The sequence below is a fragment of the Saccharothrix variisporea genome (assembly GCF_003634995.1).
Taxonomy (GTDB): Bacteria; Actinomycetota; Actinomycetes; order Mycobacteriales; family Pseudonocardiaceae; genus Actinosynnema; species Actinosynnema variisporeum.
In genome coordinates this window covers 6,389,768-6,405,825 of record NZ_RBXR01000001.1, presented here as the reverse complement: position 1 = coordinate 6,405,825, position 16,058 = coordinate 6,389,768, and the positions used below count along the sequence as shown (strand labels likewise).

The window sequence follows — 16,058 nt, the reverse complement described above, 5'->3', positions numbered from 1 at the left end:
AGAAACCGAGGCCCTTCCTGTGGGCTTGGCAGCACGGCGAAACGCATTTCGCCGTGCTGCGCGGAGCGCCTGCGGCGCGGAAAGTGAGCGCGCTTCGCGCGGAAAGCCGACAAGGCTCGGTCACGTCCGTTGACCGGTGTAGTGGTCGAAGGAAGGTTCAGCGCCTGCCCTCTCGACATCGGCCGGGTTGATGTCGAGCAGTCGGCCTCGGGCGTCCGGGTTCGGGGCCGCCGAAGCGAGGATACGGGTGTACGGGTGTTGTGGGTTCAGGATGACGTCGTCGGCCGGTCCGCGTTCCACCACCCGTCCCTTGTAGAGCACCAGGATGTCGTCCGAGAAATGCCGTGCCGTGGCCAAGTCGTGCGTGATGTAGAGGACCGCCAACTGCTCCTCCCGCTGCAACCGGGCCAGCAGGTTGAGCACGCCCAACCGGATCGAGACGTCCAGCATCGACACCGGCTCGTCGGCCACCACCACCTTCGCCCCCGGCGCCAGAGCCCGAGCGATGGCCACGCGTTGGCGTTGACCGCCGGACAGTTCATGCGGCCGCCGGCCGGCCATGTCCTCCGGTAGGGAGACCCGGTTCAGCAGGCTGACCACCTCGGAGTGGCCATGTGGTCGGCCGTGCAGTTTCAGGGGGCGTTCCAGGTGGTGGGCGATGGTGTGGAAGGGGTTCAAGGACGCGAAAGGGTCCTGGAAGACCATCTGGACGTGGTCCCGGTAGTGCTTCGACGGGACCTCGCCGCCGTCCGAGCGCACGGTGATCCGGCCGCTGCTGGGCTTCTCCAGCCGGGCGATCATGCGGGCGATGGTGGACTTGCCCGAACCCGACTCGCCGACCAACGCCACCGTGCGCCCCGGGGTGAGGCTGAACGACACGCCGTCCACCGCACGCAGCCGCACCCTCCTCAACCCCACCCGGACGTGGAAGTCCTTGACCAGGTCCTGCGCTTCCAGCGTGGTCACAGGGCACTCCCGGAGGTCTCGCGGACGAACGCGCCGCGTTCGCCGGTCAGGCTGGGGAACGAGTCGAGCAGTGTGCGCGTGTACGGGTGCGCGGGCCGGGCGTAGACCTCCTCCGCCGGGGCGTACTCGACCACCTCGCCGTCCTTCATCACGGCGATGCGGTCGGCCAGTTCCAGCAGGAGCGGCAGGTCGTGGGTGATGAACAGGACCGCGAAGCCGATCTCGTCGCGCAGCCGCAGGATCTCCCGCAGGATTCCCCTCTGCACCACCACGTCCAGCGCGGTGGTCGGCTCGTCCATGATCATGACTTGCGGGTCCAGCAACAGCGCCATCGCGATCATCACGCGCTGCCGCATGCCGCCGGACAGTTCGTGCGGGAACGACGTCAGCCGCCGCACGTCGACCCCTACCAGCCGCAGCACCTCCTCGCACCTGGCCCGCCGCTGCGCCCTGGACATCTCGGGCCGGTGGGTGGTGAGGACGTCCTCCAACTGCGCCTGCACGGTGATCACGGGGTTGAGGGCGTTCATCGCACCCTGGAACACCATCGACAGCTTGGACCAGCGGAACTCCCGCAACTCTTCCGGCCGCAGGGCGAGCACGTCGACGTCACCACCGTCTCGGTCGTGGAACGTGACCGAACCGGAGGTGACCTCGGCGGGCGGGCGGTGGAGGCGGTTCACGGCGTAGGCCAACGTCGTCTTGCCGCACCCGGATTCGCCCGCCAAGCCCAGGATCTCCCCGCGCCGCAACGTCAACGAGACGTCCTTCACCGCGTGGACCGGGGTCCCGACCTGGTAGACCACCGACAGGCCGTCGATCGTGAGCACCACGTCGTCGGACGGGCGCGTGGCCGGTTCCGGCGTGCGAAGAGGTGCCTTGCGCTGCTTGGGGATGTCCCGCAACTTCGGGTTGATGATCTCGTCGATGCTGAAGTTCACCAGCGCCAAGCCGCACCCGAACAAGGCGATGATCAGCCCCGGTGGCACGAACCACCACCAGGCGTCGCGCTGCAACGCGAACCCGTTCTGGGCGTAGTACAGCATCGTCCCCAACGTCGAAGAGTTGGACGCGCCCAAGCCGAGGAACGACAACCCGGCCTCGCTCAGGATCGCGTACACGACCGAGAACACGAACTGGGAAGCCAGCAACGGCAACAGGTTCGGCAGGATCTCCACCGAGATGACCCGCCACGCGGGTTCACCGGACACCCGCGCGGCGGCCACGTAATCCCGGTTGCGCAACGACAAGGTCTGCGCCCGCAGCACGCGAGCGGACGCGGCCCAGCCGGTGATGGCGAGGACCACGGCGATGGTCCACGACCCGCGCTGGTCGGCGGGCACGAACGCGGAGATGACGATCACCAGCGGCAGGCCGGGGATCACCAGCATCACGTTGGAGAACAGGGAGAACGCCTCGTCCACGTACCCGCCGGCGTAGCTGCCGACGATGCCGAACACCGCGGACAGGGTGGTCGCCATCAGCCCGACCAGCAGGCCGATGTAGAGCGAGCCCCGGGTGGCGTGGGCGAGCTGGGCCAGGATGTCCTGGCCGGTCAGCGTGGTGCCCAGCGGGAACTCGCCGCCCGGCGGGGTCAGGCCGAGGTCGCGGATGGTCGCCGGGTCGCCCACGAACAGCGGTCCGACCAGGCCGAACAGCGCGATCACGGCGATCAGGCCGACGCCGACGAGCAGCTTGGGCGACCGGCGCGGCAGCATCGCGCGCCACCCGCGCGGCGCGGCGGCGGGAACGGTACTGGGATTGGTCACGGTGTGCGCTCCTGGTTCAGCCGCTCACGCGGGTGCGCGGGTCGATGACGGCGTACAGCAGGTCGACCACGAGGTTCGCGCCTAGCACGGCGACCGTGATCACCAGGAAGATGCCCTGCATCAAGGCGTAGTCGTTGTTCTGCACGGCCTGCAGCAGCTTCGAGCCGATGCCCGGGTAGGAGAACACCTGCTCGGTGATGATCGACCCGGCCACCACGAACCCCAGGGAGATCGCGAACCCCGCCACCGACGGCAGCACGGCGTTGCGCGCCGCGTACCGGATCATGATGCGCGAATCCCGCAGCCCCTTGGCCTTCGCGGTGAGCACGTAGTCCTCGGACGTGGTGGACACCATCATGTTCCGCATCCCGAGCAGCCAGCCGCCCACCGACGACAGCACGATCGTCAACGCGGGCAACGTCCCGTGGTAGACCGCCGAGCCGAGGAACTCGAGGTCCCAGCCCGGCGAGAGCACCACGTCGTAGCCGCCGAGCAGCGGGAACCAGCCCAGGCCGGACGCCAGCAGCGCCACCAGGATCAGCGCCAGCCAGAAGTACGGCACCGCGGCCAGGACGGTGGTGGCGGGCACCAGGCTGTCCAGCCAGGTGCCGCGCCGCCAGCCGACCAGCGTGCCCAGGACGACGCCGAGGGCGAACGACAGGAACGTCGCGATCCCCACCAGCACCAACGTCCACGGCAGCGCGTCCGCGATGATCTCCGACACCGGCGTCGGGAACGAGCTGACCGAGACGCCGAGGTCGCCGCGGAACATGGTGCCCAGGTAGGCGAAGTACTGCGACAGCAGCGACTCGTCCGACCCGGAGCCGAGCAGCAGCTCGTACGCCCGGCGGGCCGCCGGGTCCACGGTGCCGCCGCGCTGGGCCAGCTTCGCCATGAGGATGTCCACCGGGTTGCCCGGCATGAGCCTCGGGATGAAGAAGTTCAGCGTCACCGCGGCCCAGAAGGCGACCAGGTAGAACGCGAGCTTGCGGGCGTAGTAGCGCATGTCGGCTCAGCTCGCCGGCTTGAGCTTCAGGAAGATCTCGGAGTGCTCCGGACGCGCCCAGACGGCCGGGAACGCGTACAGGTCTTCCTTGGTGGGCCAGCCGGTGAACTTCTTGGCGTTGAACTCGCTGGTGGTGCCGCCGGTGAGGATCGGGATGTAGGGCACCAGCTCCTCGATGCGGGTCTGGATGGTGTCGAAGTGCGGCTGGCGCTTGGCGTCGTCCTTCGGGTCGATGCCCTTGAGCGCGGCCAGGGCGGCGTCGATGGCCGGGTCGCTGACGCGGGCGAAGTTGGGGTTGGCGATCTCGCCGACCTTCGCGGTGGTGGCGGTGCTGTAGAAGTAGGAGGCGTTGTAGAACGGGTCGGGCGCGGGACCCTGGTGCAGGGCGTCGATCAGCAGCTCGTACTGGCCGCGACCGCGCGCGTCGGACCACTCGTTCCAGGACAGCTGCTGCGGGGTGATCTTGATGCCGACCTTCTGCAGCTGCTGGCTCATCGTCTCGACGGCGGTGATGTAGTCGGTCCAGCCGGCGACGACCTTGAGCGTGAGGGCGAGCGGCTTGCCGTCCTTCTGGTAGATGCCATCGGCGCCCTTGGTGTAGCCCGCGCCTTCCAGCAGGGACGTGGCCTTGGCCTCGTCGGGCTGCATCGGCGCGGTCTTCTCCTTGAGCTTGGTGGAGACCTGGTCGCGGTCGCGCTCCAGCAGGGCGGCGCCGGGGGAGATCTCGCCGGCGGTGTTCTCGAAGGCCAGCTGGTTGATCTGGGTGCGGTTGACGGCGTAGTAGACGGCCTTGCGCACGGCCACGTCGGTCTGCGGGCCGGCGCAGCCCAAGGCGGCGTTGGAGCAGGTGAACAGGGCCACCTGGTTCATCGGGATGGTGATGGCCTTGTAGCCCGGGTAGTTCTTCTCGACGTTCTTGATGTCCGGCACGGGCCCGGTCTGCCAGTCGATCTGGCCGGCCCTGAGGGCGGCCTCGCCGGACTGGTTGCCCGACAGCGCCAGGTAGCGGACCTTCTTCAGGGCGGGCTCGCCCGCGTAGTAGTTCGGGTTCGCCTTGAGCGTGAACGCCTGCGCCTTGAAGTCGTCGAGCTGGAACGGCCCGGTGCCGACCGGCTCCTTGACCACGTCGGTCGCGGGCGTCGCCAGGCCCGACCACTTGTGCTTGGGCACCATCCAGATGCGGCCCAGGATCTGCGGGCCTTCCATGAAGGAGGGCTCGGGGAACTTGATCGACACGTGCGTCGGGTCCACGGCGGTGGCGGTGCCCTTGTAGCCGGTGCCGTTCATGGCGGCGTTCTTGGTGACCATGTCGAGGGTGAAGACGACGTCGTCGGCGGTGAACTTCTGGCCGTCGGTCCACTTGGCGTCGTCGCGGAGCTCGACGTCGAGCTGGGTGCCGTCGCTGTTCCAGGTGAAGGTCTTGCCCAGGCGCGGGCGCGGCTCGACGTCCCGGATGTTGTTGTAGAAGAACAGCGGCTCGAAGATCGTGCCGGGGCCTTCGAGGGCCGTCGGGGAGAACGGGTTGAAGTTCAGCTGCCAGTCGCCGGACTGGCCGGTGTAGACGACCAGCGTGCCGTCCCCTCCGGCCGACGTGCTCGACCCGCCGCACGCCGTCGCCAGCATGGCCAGCGCGGCGACCCCCGCCGCCACTGCCCGTGAACGCTTCGCCTTCAGGAACATCGTCGAGTCCTCTCGTGGCCGGTCCCGCGTTGAGGCAGATTGTTAAGTCAACGAAGAAACGAAGTCAACACCTCGCCGTCATCTGCCCGCCAAGTTGCTACCCTTCGGCCAGCGAGCGAACTAAGACGCTCGCGAACGGCGTCGGCGCGATCCAGCACAGGGGGATGTCATGAGCCAGCACGCCAGCAGCAAGGCGGCGGTGCTGGACGTGATCCGGGCGGCCGGCACCATCAGCCGCGTCGGCCTGATCAACGCGACCGGCTTCACCGGGGCGACCATCTCCACCGTCGTCCGCAGGCTCATCGACGAGGGTTTGGTCGTGGAAACCGGCCGGGCCGAGTCCACCGGCGGCAAGCGCCGGGTGCTGCTCCAGCTCAACCACGCCGCCCGGTACGCGGTGGGCGTGCACCTGGACCACGCCGGCATCACCTACGTGCTGACGAACCTGGGCGGGGCGGTCGTCGCGCGCATCTCCCGCCCCGGCGCCGGCGCGACCGAACCGGCCACCGTCGTCGACCGCATGGCCACCGAGGTCACCGCCCTGATGACCGGCGTGGGCGTGGAACGCGACCGCGTGCTGGGCGTCGGCCTGGTGTCACCCGGCCCCCTCAGCCCCACCACCGGCATGGGCCTGACCCCGCCCGCGATGCGCAAGTGGGAGGACTACCCCCTCGGCCAGGCGCTGGAGCGCGCCACCGGCCTCCCGGTGGTCCTCGACAACGACGCCACCGCCGCCGCCCTCGGCGAGCACTGGTCCGGCGGCATCGGCGGAACCGCCACCTCCGCCGCCCTCTACATGGGCACCGGCATCGGCGCGGGCCTGGTCATCAACGGCGTCACCTACCGCGGGACCAGCGGGAACGCCGGCGAGATCGGCCACACCTGCGTGGACGCCAACGGCCCGGACTGCTGGTGCGGCGCCCGCGGCTGCGTGGAAGTCCTGGCCGGCCCCGCCGCGGTGGTGGCCGCCGCCCGCGCCGACACCGCTCTCTCCCGAGCCGCCGGCCTGACCACCCGGTCCCGCTCGGTCTCGGCGGACTTCGCCGCGGTCAGCCGCGCGGCCCGCCGGGGCGAACCCTCGGCCCTGGCGATCCTCGAACGCTCGGCCCGCTACATCGCGGCGGCGGCCCGCAGCCTGGCGAACGTCATGGACCTGGAAGTCCTGGTCCTGACCGGCCCGAGCTTCGCGATCGCCGGCTCGATCTACCTGCCCATCGTCCGGGAAGAACTGGACCGCGCCTTCTTCTCCCGCGCGGCCCACCCGGTGGACGTCCGCCTGTCCCGTCACGCGGCCACGGCATCGGCCATCGGGGCGGCGGCCCTCGTGCTCCAGTCCGAATTGGTCCCCCTGACCGAGGGCCTGAAGCTCCCGGAGAACCTCAGCGCCGCCGAACCCGCCCCGCTGCCCGCTTCAGGCACCTGAGCCCTCGAACGGCGATGGGCCGGCACCCCTGGCGCCGGCCCATCCCCCGCACTACCTCGTCACGGCACGAGCATCGGCTGGTCCACGACCCACAACCAGGAGCCGTCGGGCTGGCGACGCGCGATTTCCACCGTGATCTCCCCCGTGGTCAGCGTGGACGCGGTCAGCGCCAAGTCCCCGCTCACCAGGGCCGGGTGCTGCCGACCCGGCTCCAGGACCGGTGCCGCCGCGACGAACCCCTCGAACACCTTCCGGATCTCCGCGTGCCCGGTGGCGAGGTTGCCGGGCGGGAACGCCAGCACGGCGTCCGGCTCGTACAGCGCCACCAACCCGTCCACGTCGCCCGCGTTGCCGCGCTCGATGAAGAACCTGCCCAGGTCGTTCGGCTCGGTGGCCACTTCCTTGATCGTCATGCCGCGAAGCCTCGCAACCAATACACGACACCCTCTGTCGTGTATTCCGGGTAGTTTTTCGACCGTGCGCGCCGACCGGTTGGTCTCACTGGTGCTCCTCCTGCGCCGCCACGGCCGGCTGTCCGCGACGGCGCTGGCCCGCGAGCTGGAGGTCTCGACCCGCACGGTCCTGCGCGACATCGAGGCGCTGTCCGCCGCCGGGGTGCCGGTCTACGCCGAACGCGGCCGGCACGGCGGGTTCGCGCTCCTGCCCGGCTTCCAGACCGAGCTCACCGGGCTGAACCACGAGGAGGCGCTGGCCCTGCTGGTCGCCGGGTCACGGCGTGGCGCGCAGGCGTTCGGCCTGGGCACGGCGCTGGCGTCGGCCATGCGCAAGGTGGTCGACGCGCTGCCCGAGAGCTACCGGGCCACCGCCGTCGACGCGGTCGAGCGGTTGCTGATCGACCCCGACACCGACCTCCTCGCCCGCCGGCAGGCCCCCGACGAGGTGCCCGACGACGTCGTGGCCGAGGTCCGCCGCGCGGTGTTCGCCGGGCACAAGCTGCGCATCCACTACGCGGCGGCGGGCCAGGAGCCGCGGTGGCGCACGGTGGACCCGATCGGCCTGGTCACCGTGCGCGAGCAGGTCTACCTGCTGGCCACGAGGTCCGGCGAGGACCGCACCTACCGGCTGTCCCGCGTCCACGCCGCCGAGGAGCTCGCCGAACCCGCGCAACGACCCGACCGGGTCGACCTGGACCGGGCGTGGCAGGAGCGCAGCACCCGGTTCCGGACCGGCGGCGACCAGGTCACCGCCCTGGTCCGGCTGCACCCGGCGCGGCGCGAGGACGCAGTGGGCACCGCGCTGGCCGTCCTCGACGAATCCACCGACGCGGACGGGTGGCTGCGGCTGGAGGTCACCTTCCAGGACCGCAGGCACGCCGGGTGGGCGATGTGGCGGCTCGCCACCGCCGCCGAAGTCCTGGAACCACAGTGGTTGCGCGCCTACCTGCACGAACGCGCCACCGCGGTCGCCGCCCGCTACAGCGATTCCTCGCCGAACAGGTGGGACCGGAGCGTCGGACCGGTGTAGTCCGCCCGGAACACCCCGCGCTCCTGCAACAACGGCACCACGGTGTCGGCGAACACGTCGAACCCGCCCGGCGTCACGTGCGGCACGAGGATGAACCCGTCGCTGGCGTCCGCCTGCACCAAGTCGTTGATCTGCGTGGCCACCGACGACGGCGTCCCGATGAACGTCTGCCGGGCCGTCTTCTCGATGATCAGCTCCCGGATCGACAGCTTCTTCGCCGCCGCCAGTTCCCGCCACTCCCGCGCGGTCGCCAGGGGGTCGCGGTGCTGCCGCACGCTCGCCCGGCCGCGCGCGATGGTGTTCTCCCCGACCACCGGGTCCACATCCGGCAACGGCCCGTCCGGGTCGTACTCCGACAGGTCCCGGTTCCACAGCTGCTCCAGGAACTTGATCGCGGTCTGCCCGCTGACCTGCTGCCGCCGCACCTCGTGCGCCCGCTCCTGCGCCTCGGCGTCGCTGTCGCCCAGCACGAAGGTGGCCGCGGGCAGCACCTTGAGCTGGTCCGGCGTCCGCCCGTACTTCGCCAGCCGCCGCTTGACGTCCGCGTAGAACGCCTGCCCGTCCGCCAGGGTGGCGTGCCGGCTGAAGATCGCGTCCGCCTTCGCGGCGGCGAACTCCCGGCCCTCCTCCGAGTCGCCCGCCTGCAGGACGATCGGCCGGCCCTGCGGCGACCGGGGCAGGTCGAACTTCCCGGCGATGTCGAAGTGCTCGTCCCGGTAGGCGAACTCGCCGCCGTCACGCCACGAGTCGAACAACGTCGTCGCCGCGTCGAGGAACCGCTTGGCCCGCTCGTACCGCTGCTCCTCGGGCAGGAACCCGCCCCGGCGGAAGTTCTCGCCGGTGAACGCGTCCCACGAGGTCACCACGTTCCACGCCGCGCGCCCGCCGGACAGGTGGTCCAGCGACACGAACTGCCGTGCCACCTCGAAGGGCTCGTTGAAGGTGGAGTTGATGGTGCCCGCCAGCCCGAGGTGCGTGGTCACCGCGGCGAGCCCGGCCAGGACGGTGAACGTGTCCGGCCGGCCCACCACGTCCAGGTCGTAGATCAGGCCGTTCTGCTCGCGCAGCCGCAGGCCCTCGGCCAGGAAGAAGAAGTCGAACTTGGCGCGCTCGGCGGTCTGTGCGAAGTGGACGAACGACGAGAACTCGATGTGGCTGCCCGCCTGCGGGTCGCTCCACACGGTGGTGTTGTTGACGCCGGGGAAGTGCGCGGCGAGGTGGATCTGCTTCATGTCACTCCTCAGGCGGCGTAGCGGTTGGCGGGACGGGGCAGACCCAGGTGGCCGCGCAGGGTCGTGGCGGTGTACTCCGTGCGGAACACCCCGCGCTCCTGCAACAGGGGCACCAGCTCCCGGGTGATCACGCGCAGGTCGTCGGGCAGGGACGCGGGCCGCAGCCGGAACCCGTCCGCTCCGGCGGCGTGCCACTCCACGAGCAGGTCCGCCAGCTCGCCGGGGCTACCGGTGAACACGAACGCGTCGGATTCTGGAGCATCTTCCCGGCCGAAACCCACGACGACGTCCACGAAGTTGAGCAGTCCTTCCACCTCCGCCCCGATCGTCCTCACGTCCTCCGCGCTGTGCGGGGTGGTGAAGACGAGGTCGGACGACCGTCGCGCCAACGCGTGCACCGGGGACGCGTGCGACAGCACCGCGACCGGCGGCTGGCCCTGCGGCGGGCGCGGCGTGATGGAGGGACCCTTGACGCTGAACCACTTCCCCGCGAAGTCGACGTAGTGCAGCTTGTCCCGGTCGATGAACCGGCCGGTGGCGACGTCGCGGATCTCGGCGTCGTCCTCCCAGCTGTCCCACAGCCGGCGCAGCACCTCGACGTAGTCGGCCGTCTCGTCGAGCAGGTCCGCGAGCGGGGTGTCCGCGGTGATCTCCCGCCGCCCGAAGTGCCGGGCCGCCTCGGGTGAACCGGACGCGCGGACCCGCACGCCGGCGCGGCCGGTGCTCACGTAGTCCAGGGTGGCGATCGCCTTGGACAGGTGGAACGGCTCGGTGTGCGCGGCGACGACGGTCGGCACCAGCCCGATGCGCGAGGTCAGCGGCGCGACGCGGGAGGCCACCAGGACGGCGTCCAACCGACCGACCGGACCCAGGTCGTCCTCGAACGTGACGAAGTCCAGCAGGCCGCGCTCGGCCTCGCGGACCAGCTCCACCCAGTACTCCGGCGTGAAGCGCGCGCCGTCGTCGGACGCCGACGTGTGCCAGCCGGGGCCGTCATCAGGCGTCGACGTGTGCAGGCCGGAGTCGTCATCAGGCGTCGACGGGTGCCGGCCGGTGTCGTCCAGCGCGACGGAGAGGTGCAGCCCAGGTGCCATGTTCCCCACGCCCCCTTCATTTCGATCCCCATCGGATTCTGGGGCAGCGGAACCGGGCGGTGGAGGGGCGACCACTGGGTGGGACCGGTCAGGGCTCCCGGCGGCGACGGGAATATCCGCGTCGCCGCCCGGCTCCGGCGCTTGTGACCCCTGACCTGCGGAAACAAAAAATCTCGAAAAACTTCCCCGGACGTGTCGATCCGGCGGGGGTGCCGTTCGTCGCTTGGGCAAGACCCACCGAGAAGGAGCTGAAGAGATGACCACCACGACCGCCACCGCCCAGTCCGCCCGCACCGAGTCCGCCACCCGCGCTGGGTCCGCCGCCCGCGCCGCCGCCCCCAAGCGCAACGACCTCGTGCTCGCCGCCTTCCGGATCGTGGTGTCCTTCCTGTTCGCCTGCCACGGCCTCCAGGGCTTCGGCTACCTCGGCGGCATCGACGGCCAGGGCACCGCCGTGCCGGTCGGGTCGTTCCCGGGCTGGTGGGGCAGCGCGATCGAGGTCGTCTGCTCGGTGCTGGTGCTGGTCGGCGTGGCGGCCCGGCCCGCCGCCGTGCTCGCGTCCGGCGCGATGGCCTTCGCCTACTTCGTCGTCCACCAGCCGACCGGCCTGCTGCCGCTGCACAACCTGGGCGAGCTCGCGGCGATCTACTCGTGGTCCTTCCTGCTGATCGCCGTCCTCGGGCCGGGCCGCTACACGCTGACCCGCCTGTTCCGCCGCTGAACGCCCCGCACCACCCCACCGACTTCGTCAAGATGAGCCAGGCACACTCCGAAAGGGACAAGCAGATGCGTTTCATGGTGATCGTCAAGGCGACCGCGGAGACCGAAGCCGGCGTCATGCCGAGCGAAGAGATGATCAGCGCGATGACCGCCTTCAACGAGGAGCTGGTGAAGGCGGGCGTGATGCTCGCCGGCGAGGGCCTGCACCCCAGCAGCAAGGGCGCCCGCGTGTACTTCGAGGGCGACAAGCGGACCGTGGTGGACGGGCCGTTCGCCGAGACCAAGGAGCTGATCGCCGGGTTCTGGCTGCTGGAGCTGAAGTCCCTGGAGGAGGCGGTCGAGTGGGTCAAGCGCGTGCCGAACCCGACCGGCGAGCAGTCCCAGATCGAGATCCGCCAGGTGTTCTCCCCCGAGGACTTCGACATCTCCGACGAGCTCAGGCAGCGCGAAGCCGCCCTGGCCGACGAGATCAAGGCCCAGCACGGAACGCGGTAACCCAACACCTCCCGCCTTGCCGACGCGCATCGGAAGCTGGTCTGATCCCGGACCGTGACAGCTTCCGATGCGCGTCGCGCTGTCGAGGCGGTGTGGCGGATCGAGTCGGCACGGCTCATCGCCGGGCTCGCCCGGATGGTGCGCGACGTGGGCCTGGCCGAGGAACTCGCCCAGGACGCCCTGGTCAGCGCCCTGGAGCAGTGGCCGCAGACCGGCATCCCGCGCAGCCCGGGCGCCTGGCTGATGACCGCGGCCAAGAACCGGGCCGTCGACCAGATCCGCCGGCAGCAGAACTACCAGCGCAAACTCGCCGAGATCGGCCGCGACGAAGCACAGCGCACCGCCCCGGACGCCGGTGCCCACGTCGGCGACATCGACGACGACCTCCTGCGCCTGGTGTTCACCGCCTGCCACCCGGTCCTGTCGGTCGAGGCGCAGGTGGCGCTGACGCTCAAGATGCTCGGCGGGTTGACCACGGAGGAGATCGCGCGGGCGTTCCTGGTGTCCGAGTCGACCGTGGCCCAGCGGATCGTGCGCGCGAAGAAGACCCTGGCCAAGGCGAACGTGCCCTTCGAGGTCCCGGCGGAGGACGAACGGGACGCGCGGCTGGCGTCCGTGCTGGGCGTGATCTACCTGATCTTCAACGAGGGCTACTCCGCCACCGCCGGCGACGACTGGCTCCGCCCCGAGCTGTGCGCCGACGCCCTGCGCCTGGCCCGCGTCCTGGCGGGCCTGATGCCGAAGGAACCCGAGGTGCACGGCCTGGTGGCGCTGCTGGAGATCCAGGCGTCCCGGTCGCGGGCGAGGGTCGGCCCCCAGGGGGAACCGGTGCTGCTGATGGACCAGAACCGGGGACGGTGGGACCAGCTGCTGATCCGGCGCGGCTTGGCGGCGCTGGAGAAGGCGGGTGGCGGGCCGTACTCGCTGCAAGCCCGGATCGCGGCCTGTCACGCGGTGGCCCGGACCCCGGAGGAGACGGACTGGCTCCGGATCGCGGGCTTGTACGAGGCACTGGCGCTGGTGGCCCCGTCGCCGATCGTGGAGTTGAACCACGCGGTGGCGATCGGGTTCGCGTTCGGGCCGGAAGTGGCGTTGGGGCTGGTGGACGAGCTGGTGGACGAGCCGGCGTTGAAGGACTACCACCTGCTGCCGAGCGTGCGCGGGGACTTGTTGTTCAAGTTGGGGCGGTTGGCGGAGGCTCGGGTCGAGTTCGAACGCGCGGCGGCGATGACCCGCAACGAACGCGAACGCTCTCTCCTGCTCGACCGCGCTTCTGCTTGCTCTTGAGGGCTTCGAGAGGTTCGAGCTGGACGCGCTTCGCGCTCTCAAGATCAAAAGACCAAAAGCTCAAAAGCGGCGCTCGCCGCGCGGCAGGCCGCCAGCGGGGGGTGAAGGGCGTCGGTTCCCCCGCCGTATGGCCTGGCGGAGCCAACCACAGATTTCCCCGGTGCCGCTAAACTTTTTTGCTCGTTCCTCACAAAAAAGTTCGGCTGCACCGGGGAAATCTGTGGTAGCCCTTCGGGCAGGCCATACGGCGGGGGAACCGAGGCCCTCCACCTGTGGTGGAGACCACTACTACGAAAAGCAGACGGCAAGCGGGGCTGTTAGCGGGTAGCTAGGAATTCCTCCAGGTGGGTCACTACGAAGGCGTGGTCCTCTGCCTGTGGGAGGCCCGAGACTCCGACTGTGCCGACCATGCCGACGTTCTCGACCAGGATCGGGAAGACGCCGCCGTGTGCCGCGTACTCGCGGGGGTCGAGGAGGGAGTGTTCCTCGAAGGTCTTTCCCGCCGCGCGGAAGCTCTCGCCCACTCGGAACGAGCTCCAGCCGTACCGGTCCACCACTCGGCTCTTGCGGTCGATCCAGCCGTCGTTGTCGGCCGATGTGCCGGGGAGGGCGGCGTGGAAGAGGCGTTGTTGGCCTCGGCGGACCGAGATGACCACGGGTAGGGCGGCCTCGCGGGCCTTGGCCAGGAGGTGGAGGCCCAGGGTCAGGGCGTCTTCGTTGGTGAAGGTGCGGAACTTCAGGCGGGTTTCCTGGTCGGTCAGGGTGTCCAGCAGGCTCATGGCGTCACCACCTGGCCGGTTCGGGCGGAGGTGAAGGCTGCCTCGATGACTTCCAGGGCCGCGACCGCCTGCTCCGGGTCCACGGGGAGTGGGCCGCCTTCGGTCAGGGCCGCGACCAGGAGGCGGTAGAACTCCAGGTACGCGCCGGGGACGCCGGGGACCTCCACTGTGGACGTGCCGAGCGTGAGGGTGCGAATTTGTCGACAAATCGTCAAAGGGCAGGCCTGCGGCCAGGGCGTCTTCCTGGCCGTCCAGGGATTCGCTGACGAACGTTCCGCGCGTGCCCAGAGCGCGGAGGCGTGGGCCTGGGCGGGCGGCGACGGCCGAGGCCCACAGGTGGGAGCGGACGCCGTTGGCGTGGGTCAGGGAGACGAAGACGTCGTCGTCCACCTCGACGCCTGGGCGTCGGCGGTCCAGTTCGCAGTAGACGGACGCCACGGGGCCGAACAGTTGCAGTGCCTGGTCCACCAGGTGCGCGCCCAGGTCGTACAGCAGGCCGCCGGCCTCGTCGGGGGCGCCGAACTCGCGCCAGTTGTCCCAGACGTCCGGCACCCAGCGTTCGAACCTGGACTCGAAGCGGGTCACCTCGCCCAGGGACGGCAGCACCGAGCGCAGGGTGAGGAAGTCGCTGTCCCACCGCCGGTTCTGGAAGACCGTCAGCGGCACGTCTCGGTACTCGGCGGCCTTGAGGACGCGCCGCGCGTCGGCGACCGAACCCGCCAAGGGCTTGTCCACGACCACGGGCAGCCCGGCCTCGATGGCGGCCAGGGCCAGGGGCACGTGCGTGCGGTTGGGGGTGGCCACCACGACCAGGTCGAGGTCCAGGGCGAACAGGTCCTCGACCGTGGGCACGACCCGGGTCGACGGGTAGCGGGTGCGGGCGTCCGCCTGGCGGGTCGGGTCGGCGGTCACGATGGCCGCGAGGTCGAGGCCGGGGGTGGCCGTGATGAGCGGCGCGTGGAAGACGCGGCCGGCGATGCCGTAGCCGAGCAGACCGGTGCGGAGAGGCATGTCGAATATTAAAGCAACAGTGTTTAGTAAAGGCTAGCCGTGCCATGATGCGAGGGTGCCTAACTTGCGCTTCCTGCGCGGATACAACGACGCCGTCGTGCTCGGGCTGGCCAGGTCCGGCGCCGTCACGCGGGTCGACCTCGCGGAGCGCAGCGGGCTGACGCCGCAGGCGGTGTCCAAGGTCGTGGCACGGCTCATCGACGAGGGGCTGCTGGTCGAGTCGGGCACGCGCAACGTCGGGGTCGGCAAGCCCCGGACCCTGCTCAAGCTGGTCGCCGACAGCCGCCTGGCGCTGGGGGCGCAGGTCGAGCGGGACGAGCTGCGGGTGGTGCTGACCGACCTCGCCGGCGACGTGCTGGACCGGGCCGTGGCGCCGCTGCCGCCGGACTTCGACCCGCCGGCCTTCGTCGCCGAGCTGACCCGCCTGGTCAACGGGATGCGCGACGACAAGCTGCTCGGCGTGGGCCTGGGTTTCGTCGGGCCGCTGGACCACCGGACCGGCGTGGTGCACGACGCCACCGGCCTGGTGAAGTGGCACGACGTCCCGTTGCGCGAGCTGGCCGAGGACAGCCTGGGCCTGCCCGTGGTCCTGGACAAGGACACCAACACCGCCATCGTCGCCGAGGCCTGGCGGCGCGGGGAAGAGCTGCGGGACGCGGTCCTCGTCCTCGTCGGCACCGGCCTGGGCGTCGGGCTGCTGCTGGACGGGCAGGTGTACCGGGGCGCGCGCACCAACGCCGGCGAGTTCGGGCACACCACCATCCAGCTCGACGGACCCGAGTGCGTGTGCGGCCGGACCGGGTGCATCGAGGCCGTGCACAACCTCGCCGCGCGCTCCGGGGACCTCGCCGGGGCCACCGCCATCGTGGGTCTCGCGGTGGCCGACCTGGTGCAGCTGCTGGACGTCGACCACGTCGTCCTCGCAGGTCGGGCGGTGCTCGCCCAGCCCGAGGCGTACCTGGCGGGGGTGCGCGCGAAGCTGCCCACGGCGGACTGGCTGCCGGTCGAGGTCGAGGTGACGCCACTGGGCGACGACGTGGTCGCGGCGGGGGCCGCCATGCTCGTGCTGAGCGAGTTCTACGGACGCCCCCGGTGAGGTCGGTGGAAGGTT

General features: G+C 70.4%; 14 protein-coding genes and 1 pseudogene. 6 read left to right on the top strand and 9 right to left on the bottom strand.

All coding sequences use genetic code 11. The features are described 5' to 3' along the window. Window positions 1-120 precede the first annotated feature (120 nt). The 4 genes from DFJ66_RS29190 to DFJ66_RS29175 are packed head-to-tail and all read right to left on the bottom strand — an operon-like array spanning window position 121 to window position 5,421. Entirely contained in the window at window positions 121-966 is an 846-nt protein-coding gene (locus DFJ66_RS29190; RefSeq protein ID WP_121225768.1) for an ABC transporter ATP-binding protein, read from the bottom strand. Then, window positions 963-2,735 (bottom strand): dipeptide/oligopeptide/nickel ABC transporter permease/ATP-binding protein, encoded by a 1,773-nt coding sequence (locus DFJ66_RS29185; protein ID WP_246029947.1) that lies wholly within the window; start codon window positions 2,733-2,735, stop codon window positions 963-965. The genes DFJ66_RS29190 and DFJ66_RS29185 overlap by 4 nt, the downstream gene beginning before the upstream one ends. 16 nt (window positions 2,736-2,751) lie before the next feature. Further along, entirely contained in the window at window positions 2,752-3,741 is a 990-nt protein-coding gene (locus DFJ66_RS29180) for an ABC transporter permease (RefSeq protein ID WP_121225764.1), read from the bottom strand. A gap of 6 nt (window positions 3,742-3,747) precedes the next feature. Beyond that, window positions 3,748-5,421, bottom strand: coding sequence for an ABC transporter substrate-binding protein (locus tag DFJ66_RS29175; protein ID WP_121225762.1), 1,674 nt, complete (start codon window positions 5,419-5,421; stop codon window positions 3,748-3,750). A gap of 169 nt (window positions 5,422-5,590) precedes the next feature. Here DFJ66_RS29175 and DFJ66_RS29170 point away from each other — a divergent pair, with 169 nt between their 5' ends. Further along, entirely contained in the window at window positions 5,591-6,844 is a 1,254-nt protein-coding gene (locus DFJ66_RS29170; protein ID WP_121225760.1) for an ROK family transcriptional regulator, read from the top strand. 59 nt (window positions 6,845-6,903) lie between these two features. Here DFJ66_RS29170 and DFJ66_RS29165 read toward each other — a convergent pair whose 3' ends face one another. Further along, a complete protein-coding gene (locus tag DFJ66_RS29165; protein ID WP_121231899.1) occupies window positions 6,904-7,242 on the bottom strand; it encodes a nuclear transport factor 2 family protein in 339 nt (112 codons plus the stop codon). Window positions 7,243-7,321: 79 nt separating this feature from the next. On the opposite strand from DFJ66_RS29165, the gene DFJ66_RS29160 reads away from it, so the two are divergent. Next, on the top strand, window positions 7,322-8,329 hold the full coding sequence (locus DFJ66_RS29160; protein ID WP_121225758.1) for a helix-turn-helix transcriptional regulator: 1,008 nt from the start codon (window positions 7,322-7,324) through the stop codon (window positions 8,327-8,329). On the opposite strand, the gene DFJ66_RS29155 is transcribed toward DFJ66_RS29160, so the two are convergent. Together DFJ66_RS29155 and DFJ66_RS29150 are read right to left on the bottom strand one after the other, a co-directional pair. Next, window positions 8,278-9,561 (bottom strand): NtaA/DmoA family FMN-dependent monooxygenase, encoded by a 1,284-nt coding sequence (locus DFJ66_RS29155; protein ID WP_211351363.1) that lies wholly within the window; start codon window positions 9,559-9,561, stop codon window positions 8,278-8,280. The genes DFJ66_RS29160 and DFJ66_RS29155 overlap by 52 nt on opposite strands. An 8-nt stretch (window positions 9,562-9,569) precedes the next feature. Further along, window positions 9,570-10,655, bottom strand: coding sequence for an LLM class flavin-dependent oxidoreductase (locus DFJ66_RS29150; protein WP_121231895.1), 1,086 nt, complete (start codon window positions 10,653-10,655; stop codon window positions 9,570-9,572). Window positions 10,656-10,911: 256 nt separating this feature from the next. Between DFJ66_RS29150 and DFJ66_RS29145 the strand changes: the two genes are divergently transcribed. The 3 genes from DFJ66_RS29145 to DFJ66_RS29135 all read left to right on the top strand — a co-directional run bounded on the left by DFJ66_RS29145 (window position 10,912) and on the right by DFJ66_RS29135 (window position 13,157). Continuing rightward, entirely contained in the window at window positions 10,912-11,376 is a 465-nt protein-coding gene (locus DFJ66_RS29145; RefSeq protein ID WP_121225756.1) for a DoxX family protein, read from the top strand. Window positions 11,377-11,441: 65 nt separating this feature from the next. Beyond that, entirely contained in the window at window positions 11,442-11,870 is a 429-nt protein-coding gene (locus DFJ66_RS29140; RefSeq protein WP_121225755.1) for a YciI family protein, read from the top strand. 54 nt (window positions 11,871-11,924) lie between these two features. Then, window positions 11,925-13,157 (top strand): RNA polymerase sigma factor, encoded by a 1,233-nt coding sequence (locus tag DFJ66_RS29135; RefSeq protein ID WP_121225753.1) that lies wholly within the window; start codon window positions 11,925-11,927, stop codon window positions 13,155-13,157. A gap of 317 nt (window positions 13,158-13,474) precedes the next feature. On the opposite strand, the gene DFJ66_RS29130 is transcribed toward DFJ66_RS29135, so the two are convergent. After that, window positions 13,475-13,936, bottom strand: coding sequence for a heme-degrading domain-containing protein (locus tag DFJ66_RS29130; RefSeq protein WP_121225751.1), 462 nt, complete (start codon window positions 13,934-13,936; stop codon window positions 13,475-13,477). Beyond that, window positions 13,933-14,947: pseudogene (locus tag DFJ66_RS29125) on the bottom strand (Gfo/Idh/MocA family protein). The gene DFJ66_RS29130 and the pseudogene DFJ66_RS29125 overlap by 4 nt, the downstream one beginning before the upstream one ends. A gap of 55 nt (window positions 14,948-15,002) precedes the next feature. Here DFJ66_RS29125 and DFJ66_RS29120 point away from each other — a divergent pair. Then, the gene (locus DFJ66_RS29120; RefSeq protein ID WP_121225749.1) at window positions 15,003-16,043 is read left to right on the top strand and encodes an ROK family transcriptional regulator; all 1,041 of its coding nucleotides are present in this window, start codon (window positions 15,003-15,005) and stop codon (window positions 16,041-16,043) included. Window positions 16,044-16,058: the final 15 nt, after the last annotated feature.

Coding starts and splice junctions, on each gene's coding strand:
- DFJ66_RS29130 (WP_121225751.1), bottom strand. CDS start 13,936: ATGAGCCTGCTGGACACCCTGACCGACCAGGAAACCCGCCTGAAGTTC.
- DFJ66_RS29170 (WP_121225760.1), top strand. CDS start 5,591: ATGAGCCAGCACGCCAGCAGCAAGGCGGCGGTGCTGGACGTGATCCGG.
- DFJ66_RS29140 (WP_121225755.1), top strand. CDS start 11,442: ATGCGTTTCATGGTGATCGTCAAGGCGACCGCGGAGACCGAAGCCGGC.
- DFJ66_RS29175 (WP_121225762.1), bottom strand. CDS start 5,421: ATGTTCCTGAAGGCGAAGCGTTCACGGGCAGTGGCGGCGGGGGTCGCC.
- DFJ66_RS29145 (WP_121225756.1), top strand. CDS start 10,912: ATGACCACCACGACCGCCACCGCCCAGTCCGCCCGCACCGAGTCCGCC.
- DFJ66_RS29180 (WP_121225764.1), bottom strand. CDS start 3,741: ATGCGCTACTACGCCCGCAAGCTCGCGTTCTACCTGGTCGCCTTCTGG.
- DFJ66_RS29150 (WP_121231895.1), bottom strand. CDS start 10,655: ATGGCACCTGGGCTGCACCTCTCCGTCGCGCTGGACGACACCGGCCGG.
- DFJ66_RS29155 (WP_211351363.1), bottom strand. CDS start 9,561: ATGAAGCAGATCCACCTCGCCGCGCACTTCCCCGGCGTCAACAACACC.